The organism is Marinobacter sp., from assembly GCF_040882185.1.
Lineage (GTDB): Bacteria > Pseudomonadota > Gammaproteobacteria > Pseudomonadales > Oleiphilaceae > Marinobacter.
This window is the reverse complement of the sequence record NZ_JBBEBW010000020.1, coordinates 87,647-100,376: the sequence shown is the minus strand read 5'-3', so window position 1 is coordinate 100,376 and position 12,730 is coordinate 87,647. Positions and strand designations below refer to the sequence as shown.

Genomic DNA, 12,730 nt, shown 5'->3' with positions numbered 1-12,730 from the left:
GGTTACCGTTCCTTAATCCCGTTTTGGATGCAGCTTTGTGAGCTATGCCATACTGAACATACAAATTCCCGAATGGAGGTGTCCATGTCAGATCATCACGTTTATAAAAAAGTAGAAATTGTCGGCTCGTCCAAAGTAAGCATTGATGACGCGATAAGCAACGCGATAGCGGAAAGCAGTAAGCGCATCAAGAACGTGGAATGGTTTGAGGTCCAGGAAACCCGCGGCCATGTTGAGAACGGCAAGGTGGGCCACTATCAGGTCGTGCTTAAAGTGGGTTTTCGAATTGAGAACAGCTAGGTAACGGCCGAACTCACTATCTACCTACCTAACTATCCACGACTTTGGGTGCCGCTTTTAGCACCCAAAGTCTGGATTTTCTGCTAGTAGACCTCTGACGGGGCCTCAGTTTTAATGGTGCCGGTCTGAACCTGCCATTGCGCGAGGTAACTGCCTCGCTGGCTGAGCAACTCATCGTGAGTACCGCGCTCCCGCACCTGACCATTCGCAATGACGGCAATCTCATCAGCGTGCACAATGGTGGACAGCCGATGGGCAATCATAATGACGGTACGGTTGTGGCCGATGCGTTGTAGCGAGCGCTGGATAGCGGCTTCTGTTTCATTGTCGACGGCACTGGTGGCCTCGTCCAGCACCAGAACTGGCGGATCTTTTAACAGGGCGCGGGCCAGGGAAAGGCGCTGGCGCTGTCCTCCCGAGAGTCTTATTCCCCGCTCGCCCACAGGCGTGTCCAGGCCTTGAGGTAGCGCCTCAATAAATGACCAGGCTTCTGCGGTGCGGGCTGCATTGGTTATTTCGTCGTCACTGGCGTCCGGTTTGCCGTAGGCGATGTTTTCACGGATGCTGCCCTCGAACAGGTAAACATCCTGGCTGACCAGGCCAATGGCCTGCCGCAATGAGTTCAGGCTGACAGACTGCACTGGCTGTCGATCAATCCGGATTTCTCCCTGGCTGGGGTCGTAAAAGCGCAGCAACAGTTTTATCAGTGTTGATTTACCAGAACCGGTGACACCCACCAACGCGAGCGTATGACCCGCAGGAACATGCAGGTCGATTCCGCTTACACCGGCGCCGCTGCCAGGGTATTTAAAGTGGATATTGCTGAACGTTACTTCGCCCCTGACAGGCTGACTGAGCGGTTGGGTGGCGTTATCCCGCACCAGAACCGGTTCTGCCAGCAGGTCCAGAATACGGCGAGTGCTCGCCATCGCCCGTTCGAACAGGTCGATGACTTCTGCCAGCCCGGTCAGAGGCCACAGCAACCGTTGGGTCAGGAACACCAGAACCCCGTAGGCGCCAACGTTCAATGTGCCCTCCAGGGCCATCATGCCACCAACGGTAAAGGTCGCCAGAAACCCTGCCAGAATCGCCATTCGGATGACCGGTATGAAAGCGGAGCTGATGCGTATGGCTTTGCGGTTAGCGTCTACATAAGCCTCACTGCTCTGTTTCAGGCGTTCAGCTTCGCGCTGCTCTGAAGTGAAGCTCTTGATGGTGGCGATACCGCCAAGGTTGTTTGCTAACCGACTGGACAGATCACCCACTTTTTCCCGGACATCGGCATACAATGGGCCAGCTTTACGCTGAAAGTAGAAAGCGCCCCAGATGATCAGGGGGATGGGGGTAAAGGCAAGTACTGCGATCAGAGGAGACAGCACAAAGAAAACCGCCCCGACAGCAATAACCGTTACCACCACCTGAATCATAGCGTTGGCGCCGCCATCCAGAAACCGTTCAAGCTGGTTGACGTCATCGTTCATGGTGGCGACCAGTTGACCAGAGCTGCGTGCTTCGAAAAAGCTCATGTCGAGTTTCTGGGCATGCTCATAAGCATCCTGGCGCAGGTCAGACTGCAGTCGCTGAGCGAGGTTGCGCCAGAGGATCTGGAAGAGGTATTCAAAGATCGATTCACCGGCCCAGATAAAGAACGTCAGGCCCCCGAGGATCATGATTTGATCTTGTGCTGACTCGAACCCAAGTGAGGCAACAAAGCTCTCTTCCTGATTAACCACCACATCGATGGCGATACCGATGAGGATTTCAGGTGCGATATCGAATAGTTTGTTAATGACCGAGCAGGTGGACGCCGCAATGATCTGCCGACGATAACCCTTGGCATAGCGAAGCAAGCGGCCGAGTGCTGCAAAACTGCTCGTGGTGTTGGCTGATCGCGTTGTCATGAAGCACTCCGGGCAGGTGAAAAGCCGCCTAGGGTAGCGGATATTACCAGAGCATAAAAGAGAATCATTATCGTTATTCTCAGGCCAGACCTCAGTTGGAGGATCGGGTATTCTTTTGAAGCCAGCGGTCCAGTTGATCAGCAAAGTGTTTGCGGTCGCTTTGAGAAAACTCTGATGGTCCTCCGGTGACTTGTCCGGCATTGCGCATTTCTTCCATGAAGTTGCGCATGGCAAGCCGCTGTCGAATATTTTCTCGGGTAAAGGCCACACCTCTGGGGTTGAAAACGTCCGCGCCTTTTTCTATGGCTTCGGCGGCCAGGGGGATATCCTGGGTAATAACAAGGTCGCCGTGGCGCAGCTGCTCAACGATTTCGTTGTCTGCGACATCAAACCCCTGCATTACTTGTCTGGCCTTGATGAACGGGCTTGGCGGCAGGCGGATCACATGGTTGGCTATAAAGGTGGTGGTGATTTCCCAGCGGTCCGCTGCCCGGCAGAGAATTTCCTTTACGGGGACCGGACAGGCGTCGGCATCGACCCAGATTGGCATGTCGGTTTTCCATTTGTTTACGTTGGTTGGGAGTTTATCGGTTTTTTGGTGAGCCTGGGAGTCTTGCCCTGCGTATTTTATGGCGTATCGGGGCTTTGGGTGTTTGGCATCACCGGGAATACCTTGGCAAAACTCGCCCGCGAGTACTTCCTTGTAGGGCTCGATTCGGGCCATCCATGGCCCTCTACGGTTTTGCCAAGGTATTCCCGGTGATGCCTTTGGAGCTCTGGTGGTGGTCCAGCACCAGTTTTGTTTGCAGGTGTAAGAGCGACGAATCAGTGGGTGCTTTATAGGAGGCTTGGCGATGTTTGCTCTGAAAGCGGTGAGGAGTTGTTTGCGGGTACTGTGCTTCGTCTGCCTGTTATCGGTCGGCGGGGCAAACGCGGAGGATAACCGGGAAGCTTGGCAGGCGTTGGCAAACGGTAGCGCCGTGCTGATCTTGCGCCACGCACTTGCGCCGGGGATCGGGGACCCGGGGGCATTCAAGGTCAATGACTGTTCAACCCAGCGCAACCTTAACGAAGCGGGGCGCGAGCAGGCCCGGGCCTGGAAGCCTTTGCTTGCAGAAAACGGTATCGATGAGGCAAGGGTATTCAGCAGTCAGTGGTGCCGGTGCCTGGAGACCGCACGTGAGATGGATGTAGGGCCGGTTGAGGAGATGATGTCGTTAAACTCTTTTTTCCAGGGCCGGGGCGACGGAGCCATGCAGACCCAGCAGACGATCTCGATTGTGAACGTTCTTGAAGCGGGGAAACCGGTGGTGCTGGTATCCCATCAGGTTAATATTACCGCGCTTGCGGACATTTACCCGACCTCCAACGAGGGTATAATTTTAGCGCTTCCGCTGTCGGAGAAACCTACTTTGCTGGCGCGCGTGGCGCCTTGATGTGCGCCGCCAATGGGCCAGGCCGCCGGAGGCTTGCGCTCATCTCCCGATCACGCAACACTAACGCCCCCAAACTAACCATCACCTTCGAGGCACTATGACCCGCGTAAGTTCTTTCTGCATTGCGGTTCTTTTAACCGCTATAGCTTTGCCTTCAATCGCTCATGATTATCGTGAGGGCGAGGTTGAAATTGCCCATCCGTGGAGTCGTCCGACACCCCCCGGTATCATGATGGGCGTGGGTTACATGACTATTCACAATACCGGCGACAGCGATATTGTGCTCAAGTCTCTGGAAACGCCGAGGGCGGCCCGGGTCTCCATCCACGAAAGTATGAGGAAGGACGGCATCATGCGGATGCGACCGCTGGAAGATGGCCTGACGATCCCGGCCGGCGGTTCCGTCGAACTCAAACCTTTGAGTTATCACTTGATGTTGGAAAAGCTCAAAAAGCCTCTGAAAGTTGGCGAGCGGATTCCGCTGACTTTAAAGTTTAACAATGCTCAGGTCATGGAGGTTGAGTTATCAGTTGACTCAATGGAGGCTGGCCAGGAGGAGCAGGGTGCGTCGGGGGATCACGGAACTATGGACCCTGAAAACATGGATCATGAAGGCATGGACCACGGCTCTAAAGGTCACCAGGGCATGAAGCACGATCACTGATATGTCGGAGGAGTCGGGGTTTTCCTGCACCGTATGCCGTGACGACCAGTTACGTTTGCTGGATATCATCAAGGGAATAAGGTATTGGCGCTGCTGCCGATGCGAAGCGACCTTGATGGACCCTGCACACTGGCTTTCAGCCGATCAGGAAAAAGCGGTATACGACCTGCACGACAACCAGGGCGATGACCCCGGTTACTGTCGTTTTCTGGCAAAACTCGCTAATCCGTTATTGAAAAAACTCTCCCCCGGTGCCCGTGGGCTGGACTTTGGTTGTGGCCCAGGGCCAGTGCTGGCAGGGATGCTGGAAGCGACGGGTATGGAGATGGCGATTTACGACCCGCTGTATTTTCCAGATACGTCGGTGCTGGATGCGCAATATGATTTTATTACCTGTACTGAGGTTGCCGAGCATCTGCATGATCCGCTGGCGACCTTCACCTACCTTGAGCAGTCACTTCGGCCCGGTGGATGGCTGGGAGTAATGACCTGTTTTCAGACCGATGATGCCCGGTTCGCTCATTGGCATTATCGGCGTGATCCTACTCATGTCGTGTTTTATCGGGAGCACACTATGGGCTGGCTGGCTCAGAATCTGGGACTAAGCCTTGAGATTCCGGCCAAGGATGTAGCAATTTTCCATAAAGAAGCCCGGTAGGGTCGGCGCCAAGCCCTCATGGCTAGCTACCGGGGCTTATTCAGTCAAAATATCATCCTATGACCGTGGTCGACGGTCGCCTTCCAGAAAGTTGACGACAAAAACGGCTTTACCGTAGGTGTCGAATGACCATTTCATGATCTCTGACAAAACGCCCATGACGTCTTCAAACTCACCAAAAATCTGGGTGCTCATCCGATTGGGGTGTACCTCTAGCCCACTTAGTTCAAGGCGTTTGATGATATCCTTAATGGGCGCTTTGTAGTCGTTCGTTAAAGGGTAGTAGCTGATCTGTGCTGACAGGTACATAAGACCTCCGCATCTTTGCTAATCGGACTGTTCAGACAGATAAGGTGCCCCTGGACGATCAGGTTTTCAATGGGCGTGGCACAAAAGATGGTTACGATCCGGTAAGGCAAGCGTTTTCAGAAAGTTGATAGTCCGGTTGTTTCCATAAACCGGTAGCGCCAATACCGAATTCTTGAGTGGTCGGCATAGGTTTCATAGGGCAGGCTGAGTGCGGGCGTTTTACCAGGGCCTGCTTGCCATTGCCGGTCAAAAAAGCTACTGGCGTTTTCGAACAGTGGGGTGATAGTCGAGCCCCGAACGAGGATGTCGGTCTCAAGATTCAGATCATCCAGATTGCGGCGGGTGAAGTTTGCCGAGCCCATCAGGAGCTGCCATCGATCATCGGGGTCATGGCGTATCAGCATCTTGCTGTGACATTGCTCACCATGAGTATTGCACCAGCGCACCGTGATGTCTGCTTGAGTCAATTCCATGGCCACTTGACGATTGGGAATACCACTTTTTTCATGCCCGAAGGCTTCCTTGTTCGGGTCCAGTAAAACCCGGACATTCACACCTCGATCGTGGGCCTCGATGAACGCTGTCACCAGTTCGCGGTGAGCGAGGTAAAACATGGCCAGATCCAATTTCGCACCCTTTGGGGCAGAATTTACCATCGCCAGCGCCGAGTCGAGAATTTTCGCTTCGGTAACTACCCGGGCGACGGTGTCTTCAACCTGTCCGGGGAAAGCGTCGGGTAGAACGTCCGCGGCCAGGTTCAATGTCGCACCAGATAACGCCAGTACTGCCTGCTCGCTCACGAGTAAGTCATTTACGGCAGGGCCGGTGAAGCTCAAGGCAACGTTGCTATGCTTGCTGCTGCCGTCGTGGGGGTTGGCGGACGTAATCACTCCCCGTAAACGTTCGGCCTCATCCACGATCAGGACTTTGCGATGGTTTGCTTTGAAGTTTGGCAGCGCCAGGTAGCTGCGTAGGGTAACCTCACCGCCGTCCATCAGGTTCGGCAGCCACCCGGAGGTATCGGAGTTCCCGAACCATTGGCAGCAGAGGCGCCAACCTGCGGACCACAGCGGGTTGGAGTCTCTGAGCTCGTTGAGGGCGGTCTCGATCACCGGAATGCCCGCGTCCCTCAGACGCTCGAAATAGGGCGACTTCTGGCCGCCGTAAAAGGTATTCAGTGGATCGGTAATAACGGCAATGCGGAGTCCGTCCACCTGTTGACCGCGGGCGATCAGCGCCTCGGTGAGTTGTTCTGACAAGGGTCGGTAACTGTCGTCTGGCCGGCTATCGTTGAACAGAAACATATCCACCACAATCAGCTTTTCGGCCTGGCCGATCAACCGGATGACCTCATCAAAGATCTCATGCTCCATCTGAACGCGACCGCTGGCGTCCCGGTAGGTCATATCGGTCAGTAACCGGGCATCAAGAAGGGGGCGCTCCGGGCCTCTGAAACTCAGGTCCTGGGGCAGCGGTTTAAACACATGGTAGATGCCGGTGCCAGTGGCCAGAATAAAAATTACCAGTAGTACAATTTTCAAAGACATTACTCGTGGACAGGTTTAAAAAAAGCCAGCAACTCGGCGACAACGGCTTCGGGTACCTCTTCCGGCAGGAAGTGTCCGCAGTCCAGGGCTTTTCCCTGCACCTGCATGCCTCTTTCGCGCCATACCTCCAGCACGTTATAGGTTCGGTTTACAAAGCCCTGCGAGCCCCAGAGAACCAACAAAGGGCATTGTATTTTCTTCTCGATGTCGTGCTTGTCGTGTTCCAGGTCGATCGTGGCAGCGGCACGATAGTCCTCACAGGAGGCATGGATGGCATCAGGTTGGCTGAAGCAGCGAACGTATTCGGCAACCACTTCCTCCGAAAATTCGGCTGCCGGGGCGCTCCAGCGCTTGAGTTTCTCAGTCAGGTAATAACCGGGATCTGCGCCAATCAGATGTTCGGGCAAGCCGTCCGGCTGGATCAGAAAAAACCAGTGGTAATAGCCGGTAGCGAAGTTCTGGTCAGTGTGGCGGAACATATGGAGAGTCGGTGCGATGTCCATAATGCAGGCTTTTTGCACCCGCTCGGGATGATCCAGTGCCATGCGATGGGTAACCCTGGCACCTCTGTCGTGGCCCGCAATCATGAATTCGTCGTAGCCCAGGGATGTCATGACTTCGACCATGTCCTGAGCCATGGCACGCTTGGAGTAGTTTGAATGGTCCGGCAGTCCACCCGGTTTGTCGCTATCTCCATAGCCGCGTAGATCCGGGCAAACCACATGGAACTGGCGAGCGAGGGTTGGCGCTACGCGATGCCACATAGCGTGGGTTTCCGGGTATCCATGCAGCAGTAGCAAGGGTGGCCCCGAGCCGCCAAGAGTTACATTGATTCCAGTTTTGCCAGCCAGAAACCGTCTGCTTTCGAAGCTTTGCCCTAGTGTCATTCCGTACGTTCTCTTCTTCTTGTTCTGGTTTTTTTGTAGACAGCGTCCGCGAGCCGACTTACCTCAGATTGTGCGAACCCAGAAGTGCCCGCTAACGGATGCCTCTTCGGTTGCCCGCTTGCCACGGATGCAAGCCACTTTAGCGTAGAGTGTCATGAGCTAACCGTCCACTGGGACGATTTTTTCGTATTAAGATTTTATGATTTACCGTCAGGGAATAGTAAATTGATCCGATTGGCCGTCATTTTCTTGATTCTTAACCTGTTATTCAGTGGTCTCGTCTGGACTGATTATCCCTACCTGCCGCTACTGGCTGTGGAAGTTCTGTTTCTGTCTGCAGTCTTTTCCTGTCTGGGACAGTCGGCAGCTCGTAAAGGCCTGGCTTACTTTACAGGTGGGATCTACGCCTTGCTGGCGGCGTGCGCTTCGGCCGATGCGTTGATACGGCAAAGTCTTGGGCGGCCATTGAACCTGTACCTGGATATTGAGCTCGCCAGCGCTATTGTTGACCAGCTCACGAGTAATCTTGGGCTTGTGCTCGCCTGTGTGATGTTCGCCGGTGTGGCCATTTTGCTTGGCGGTTTGGCGTTCCTTGTTGGCAAGCTTTTGCTGGGCTTTGGCCCCCATCGCAGATTGGCCTTACCTGGCCTGACCGGGTTTGTTGGCAGCGTTGTCGTGCTGGGGCTTATCATTTTCTTCATGCCGTCGTCTCTGCCAAAAAAAATAGCGGGGGCCCCTCTGGTTGGTTTTGCCACCAAACAGGTCGAAAGGGCGGCGGGAACCCTGGAGGCTACCCGGGCTTTCGAGCAGCGCATGGCGACCATAGAGGACGGTTATTCGGTCGAAGCCAGAGCGCTGGACCGGTTTAGCACTGCCGACGTTGTTCTTGGGTTTATTGAGTCCTATGGCATAACGACGCTGGCGGATGAGCGATATCGTCCGCAAATCTCGAAGCGCCTGGATATTATGCAGCAAGCTCTCGACGCTGCAGACCTGCATGTGGTGACCGGGCGGCTTCGCTCGCCGGTGCAGGGCGGCCAGTCATGGCTGGCTCACGCCACTTTGCTGAGCGGGCTGTGGATTGACAGTCAATTGCATTACGAAACATTGCTAGCCAGCGACCACCCCACTCTGATTGATGATTTCATTGCGACCGGACATGACGCCGTAGCAGTGATGCCGGGGATCACCATGGCCTGGCCGGAAGGTCGACAATTTGGATACACCCGAATCCATGATGCTGACACTATGGATTACGAAGGCCCACCGTTGAATTGGGTCACTATGCCGGACCAGTACACCTGGTCCTGGTTTCAGAACAATGTGCGGGCGCCAGCCACTAAACCGGTTTTTGCAGAGCTCGCCCTTATAAGCAGTCACGCGCCCTGGGTGCCAATACTGCCGGTTATTGAGGATTGGGGCAGCATCGGTACCGGTGATGTTTTCAATCAGTGGAAAGATACCGGGGAAACGCCGGTAAGCCTCTGGCGGGATACGGAGCGGGTACGTGACCACTACGTGAGGGCGATTGATTATGCGCTCAATGTCACAACGCAGTATGCCATTCGGCACGTCGATGATAACACGCTGCTTATTGTCCTCGGAGACCATCAACCAGCACCGCTGGTGACAGGCGAAGGCGCTGGCCGTGATGTACCCGTGCATATTATCAGTGGTAACCCGGCGTTACTCCAACCCTTTGTAGGCAAGGCAGGACTGGCAGGATTCCGGCGCGGCACGCTCCCGGCGATGAGCTCAGGTGGCGTTGGCATGGACGACTTGCGGCCCTTTTTACACCAGCACTTCTCCTCGCCGTTATCGTTGAGCGCCGTAAATTGACCGCTGCGACAAATTGATAGTTGCACCAATCCCGAACTACGGCTTCACTTAGGGAGCCTCTGATTAACTCCTGGATCGCCTCTGGTTGGTTAATCAGAGGCTCCTTGGGGCAGGCGGCCTGAGCGCTATTGCCTGCGGGCCAGCGGGAAAGACCAATAACAATGCTCCTGGATCTGGACGTTTTGGAGGGTGTGTTCACCATGAAACTGGGTATTCCAAAGGAAATTTTCAAAGACGAGCGACGGGTGGCGGCAACGCCCGTGTCGGTCCAGAAGCTGATCAAACTTGGCTATGAGGTCATCGTTGAAACCGGTGCCGGCGAAGCGGCCCACTATGATGATGATGCCTACCAGAAAGCGGGAGCCAGCGTGGCAGTCGATACCCGGGCTTTCTGGGAGGAGGCGGACTTCGTTCTGAAAGTCCGGGCGCCCATGCGCAATCCTAAACTCAGAAAACACGAAATAGACCTGATGAAAGAGGGGGGCTATCTCGCCTGTTATCTCTGGCCAGCCCAGAACCCGAAATTACTCGAGCGCCTCGCAGAACGGAAAATTACCGGCTTTGCAATCGACAGCTTGCCCAGAATCAGCCGGGCCCAGAAAATGGACGCGCTCAGCGCCATGGCCAATATTGCCGGCTACCGTGCGGTGGTTGAGGCTGCCAACCATTTTGGCCGTTTCTTTACCGGCCAGGTGACTGCGGCGGGTAAAGTGCCGCCTGCCAAGATCATGGTAATTGGGGCCGGGGTGGCGGGTCTTGCCGCCATCGGTTCTGCAAATAGTATGGGGGCGGTTGTGAGAGCCTTCGATACCCGCCTGGAAGTTCGGGAGCAGGTGGAAAGCATGGGGGCGGAATTCCTCAAGCTGGATTTTGATGATGAAGATGGCAGCGGTACCGGTGGCTACGCCAAACAGATGAGCGATGAGTTCATCAAGGCCGAGATGGCATTGTTTGCGGAACAGGCGGAAGAGGTGGACATCATCATCACCACTGCACTGATCCCGGGCCGTCCCGCACCCAAGCTGATTACCGAGGACATGGTGAAATCCATGAAGCCGGGCAGCGTCATTGTGGATCTTGCCTCCGAGCGTGGCGGCAACTGTGAACTTACCGAGCCCGGTAAAGTGGTTGAACAGCACGGAGTAACGTTGATCGGTTACACCGATTTGCCCAGCCGTATGGCGAAAGTGGCAAGTGATCTTTATGCCACCAACCTGATGCATCTGTTGACTGAGCTGACGCCTGAGAAAGACGGTAAGCCCCTCGTCAACATGGAGGATGAAGTTATCCGTGGCTTGACCGTGGTCCAGCAGGGCAACATAACCTGGCCACCGCCCAAGCCGGAGGTCCAGGCCAAGGCAGCGCCTCCACCCGGAACCGAGGAGCCCTCGCCTGAAGCCCAGCGAGCAACAGCCAAAGCCACTGAGTCGCGCCGCCGCACCGGGAAAATGGTGCTTCTCGCTGCTACGGCCCTGGCCCTTTACGGAGTGGGTGCCCATGCCCCACAAAGTTTCTTGAGCCACTTCACGGTGTTTGTGCTGGCCTGCTTCATCGGCTGGCAGGTGATCTGGAACGTGACCGCGTCCCTGCATACCCCTTTGATGAGTGTGACCAACGCCATCAGTGGCATTATTGTCATCGGTGCCATGTTGCATCTGGCCCAGGCCGAGAGCGCTGCGGTGGGCATTATGGCGTTCGTAGCCGTGCTGATCGCAAGTATCAACGTTGGTGGTGGGTTCCGGGTAACCTACCGCATGCTTAACATGTTCCGGAAGTAGGAGACGCTATTATGGGTACAGGACTAGTCAGCGTCGCCTACGTGGTGGCCAGTGTGCTTTTTATTCTCAGCCTGGGTGGCCTCAGCCACCAGGAATCTGCCCGGCGCGGTAACCTCTACGGCGTCGCCGGTATCATCATTGCGGTGGTGGCAACTCTTGCGAGCGTCGGTGATGGCGGTGTCGTCGCCATTATTATTGCTGTGCTGCTCGGCGCGGGTATCGGTATTCCCATCGCCAATAAGGTCGAAATGACCCAGATGCCGCAACTGGTGGCGTTGTTACACAGCTTTGTGGGGCTGGCAGCGGTGCTGGTGGGTTTTTCAGGTTATATCGAGCCGTTGATAGAAACCTTCGGCGCAGAGCACACCATTAAACTGGTCGAGGTATATATCGGGGTATTTATCGGTGCGGTCACGTTCACCGGCTCGTTGGTGGCCTGTGGCAAGCTGGATGGTCGTATCGACAGCAAGGCGCTAACTCTGCCGGGTCGCCATGTAATGAATTTGGTTGCTCTGGTAGTGACGGTTTTCCTGGGGGCCTGGTTCCTCGGCACTGACAGCATGGCTTCCGGTCTTGTAGCTCTGATTCTGATGACGCTTATTGCAGCTGTTCTCGGGGCTCATCTGATCATGGCGATTGGCGGGGCTGATATGCCGGTGGTGGTATCCATGCTGAACAGCTATTCCGGCTGGGCGGCTGCATCCATCGGGTTTATGTTGGGCAATGACCTCCTTATTGTTACCGGTGCCCTGGTAGGCAGTAGCGGTGCAATCCTTAGCTATATTATGTGTAAAGCGATGAACCGATCGTTTATCAGCGTCATTTTAGGGGGCTTTGGCCAGACCACCAGCAGTTCTGGCGCCGTCGCCAGTGATCAGAAAGTCCAGGAGTTCTCAATTGAGGATGTATGCGATGAGCTTCGCAATGCCGATTCGGTGATCATTGTGCCTGGATACGGCATGGCGGTGGCCCAGGCCCAGAATGGCGTCAGTGACATCACCAAGCTGCTACGGGAGCGGGGAGTTAATGTGCGCTTTGGTATTCACCCGGTTGCAGGTCGCTTGCCTGGCCACATGAATGTGCTGCTGGCCGAGGCTCATGTGCCCTATGACATCGTGCTCGAAATGGACGAGATCAATGACGATTTCCCGAGTACGGATGTGGTGCTGGTGATCGGCGCCAACGATACGGTGAACCCGGCCGCCGCGGAAGATCCCACCAGTCCGATTGCGGGTATGCCGGTACTTGAAGTCTGGAAGGCGCGCCAGGTGGTGGTGCTCAAGCGCGGTATGGCTACCGGTTATTCCGGTGTCGAGAACCCGCTATTCTTCAAAGACAACACTCGTATGTTATTCGGCGACGCCAAGGAGAGCATTGATAAAGTGGTAAGCGGGCTGCGCGGCTGAGTATC

General features: G+C 55.3%; 12 protein-coding genes. 7 read left to right on the top strand and 5 right to left on the bottom strand.

All coding sequences use genetic code 11. The annotated features are described in order from the left end of the window. The first annotated feature begins 84 nt into the window (after positions 1-84). Complete coding sequence (locus tag WEB64_RS11170) at positions 85-300, top strand: dodecin (protein ID WP_368061369.1); 216 nt, start codon at positions 85-87, stop codon at positions 298-300. 83 nt (positions 301-383) lie between these two features. On the opposite strand, the gene WEB64_RS11165 is transcribed toward WEB64_RS11170, so the two are convergent. After that, positions 384-2,201 (bottom strand): ABC transporter ATP-binding protein, encoded by a 1,818-nt coding sequence (locus tag WEB64_RS11165; RefSeq protein ID WP_368061370.1) that lies wholly within the window; start codon positions 2,199-2,201, stop codon positions 384-386. Between the two features lie 91 nt (positions 2,202-2,292). Next, complete coding sequence (locus tag WEB64_RS11160; RefSeq protein ID WP_368061458.1) at positions 2,293-2,751, bottom strand: YaiI/YqxD family protein; 459 nt, start codon at positions 2,749-2,751, stop codon at positions 2,293-2,295. A 304-nt stretch (positions 2,752-3,055) separates the two neighbouring features. Between WEB64_RS11160 and WEB64_RS11155 the strand changes: the two genes are divergently transcribed. From WEB64_RS11155 to WEB64_RS11145, 3 genes are all read left to right on the top strand, one after another. Continuing rightward, the gene (locus WEB64_RS11155) at positions 3,056-3,637 is read left to right on the top strand and encodes a histidine phosphatase family protein (RefSeq protein ID WP_368061371.1); all 582 of its coding nucleotides are present in this window, start codon (positions 3,056-3,058) and stop codon (positions 3,635-3,637) included. A 97-nt stretch (positions 3,638-3,734) separates the two neighbouring features. After that, entirely contained in the window at positions 3,735-4,301 is a 567-nt protein-coding gene (locus tag WEB64_RS11150) for a copper chaperone PCu(A)C (protein WP_368061372.1), read from the top strand. Position 4,302: 1 nt separating this feature from the next. Then, entirely contained in the window at positions 4,303-4,959 is a 657-nt protein-coding gene (locus tag WEB64_RS11145; RefSeq protein ID WP_368061373.1) for a class I SAM-dependent methyltransferase, read from the top strand. 57 nt (positions 4,960-5,016) lie between these two features. Here WEB64_RS11145 and WEB64_RS11140 read toward each other — a convergent pair whose 3' ends face one another. The 3 genes from WEB64_RS11140 to WEB64_RS11130 all read right to left on the bottom strand — a co-directional run bounded on the left by WEB64_RS11140 (position 5,017) and on the right by WEB64_RS11130 (position 7,702). Then, positions 5,017-5,268 carry a YkoF family thiamine/hydroxymethylpyrimidine-binding protein gene (locus tag WEB64_RS11140; protein ID WP_368061374.1) on the bottom strand — a complete coding sequence of 84 codons (252 nt, stop codon included), beginning with the start codon at positions 5,266-5,268 and terminating at the stop codon, positions 5,017-5,019. A gap of 116 nt (positions 5,269-5,384) precedes the next feature. Further along, complete coding sequence (locus WEB64_RS11135) at positions 5,385-6,815, bottom strand: phospholipase D family protein (RefSeq protein ID WP_368061375.1); 1,431 nt, start codon at positions 6,813-6,815, stop codon at positions 5,385-5,387. Further along, positions 6,815-7,702 carry an alpha/beta fold hydrolase gene (locus tag WEB64_RS11130; protein ID WP_368061376.1) on the bottom strand — a complete coding sequence of 296 codons (888 nt, stop codon included), beginning with the start codon at positions 7,700-7,702 and terminating at the stop codon, positions 6,815-6,817. Before WEB64_RS11130 ends, WEB64_RS11135 begins: the two co-directional genes overlap by 1 nt. 225 nt (positions 7,703-7,927) lie before the next feature. On the opposite strand from WEB64_RS11130, the gene WEB64_RS11125 reads away from it, so the two are divergent. The 3 genes from WEB64_RS11125 to pntB all read left to right on the top strand — a co-directional run bounded on the left by WEB64_RS11125 (position 7,928) and on the right by pntB (position 12,725). After that, positions 7,928-9,541: a hypothetical protein gene (locus tag WEB64_RS11125; RefSeq protein WP_368061377.1), complete on the top strand. Its 1,614-nt coding sequence runs from the start codon at positions 7,928-7,930 to the stop codon at positions 9,539-9,541. 200 nt (positions 9,542-9,741) lie between these two features. Further along, positions 9,742-11,319 (top strand): Re/Si-specific NAD(P)(+) transhydrogenase subunit alpha, encoded by a 1,578-nt coding sequence (locus tag WEB64_RS11120; RefSeq protein ID WP_368061459.1) that lies wholly within the window; start codon positions 9,742-9,744, stop codon positions 11,317-11,319. Positions 11,320-11,330: 11 nt separating this feature from the next. After that, positions 11,331-12,725 (top strand): Re/Si-specific NAD(P)(+) transhydrogenase subunit beta, encoded by a 1,395-nt coding sequence (gene pntB / locus WEB64_RS11115; protein ID WP_368061378.1) that lies wholly within the window; start codon positions 11,331-11,333, stop codon positions 12,723-12,725. The last annotated feature ends 5 nt before the right edge of the window (positions 12,726-12,730 follow it).

Excerpts from the sequence above, each read along its gene's own strand:
- WEB64_RS11160 (WP_368061458.1), bottom strand. The coding sequence starts at position 2,751 with ATGCCAATCTGGGTCGATGCCGACGCCTGTCCGGTCCCCGTAAAGGAA.
- WEB64_RS11155 (WP_368061371.1), top strand. The coding sequence starts at position 3,056 with ATGTTTGCTCTGAAAGCGGTGAGGAGTTGTTTGCGGGTACTGTGCTTC.
- WEB64_RS11135 (WP_368061375.1), bottom strand. The coding sequence starts at position 6,815 with ATGTCTTTGAAAATTGTACTACTGGTAATTTTTATTCTGGCCACTGGC.
- WEB64_RS11165 (WP_368061370.1), bottom strand. The coding sequence starts at position 2,201 with ATGACAACGCGATCAGCCAACACCACGAGCAGTTTTGCAGCACTCGGC.
- WEB64_RS11150 (WP_368061372.1), top strand. The coding sequence starts at position 3,735 with ATGACCCGCGTAAGTTCTTTCTGCATTGCGGTTCTTTTAACCGCTATA.
- WEB64_RS11130 (WP_368061376.1), bottom strand. The coding sequence starts at position 7,702 with ATGACACTAGGGCAAAGCTTCGAAAGCAGACGGTTTCTGGCTGGCAAA.
- WEB64_RS11170 (WP_368061369.1), top strand. The coding sequence starts at position 85 with ATGTCAGATCATCACGTTTATAAAAAAGTAGAAATTGTCGGCTCGTCC.
- pntB (WP_368061378.1), top strand. The coding sequence starts at position 11,331 with ATGGGTACAGGACTAGTCAGCGTCGCCTACGTGGTGGCCAGTGTGCTT.
- WEB64_RS11140 (WP_368061374.1), bottom strand. The coding sequence starts at position 5,268 with ATGTACCTGTCAGCACAGATCAGCTACTACCCTTTAACGAACGACTAC.
- WEB64_RS11145 (WP_368061373.1), top strand. The coding sequence starts at position 4,303 with ATGTCGGAGGAGTCGGGGTTTTCCTGCACCGTATGCCGTGACGACCAG.
- WEB64_RS11120 (WP_368061459.1), top strand. The coding sequence starts at position 9,742 with ATGAAACTGGGTATTCCAAAGGAAATTTTCAAAGACGAGCGACGGGTG.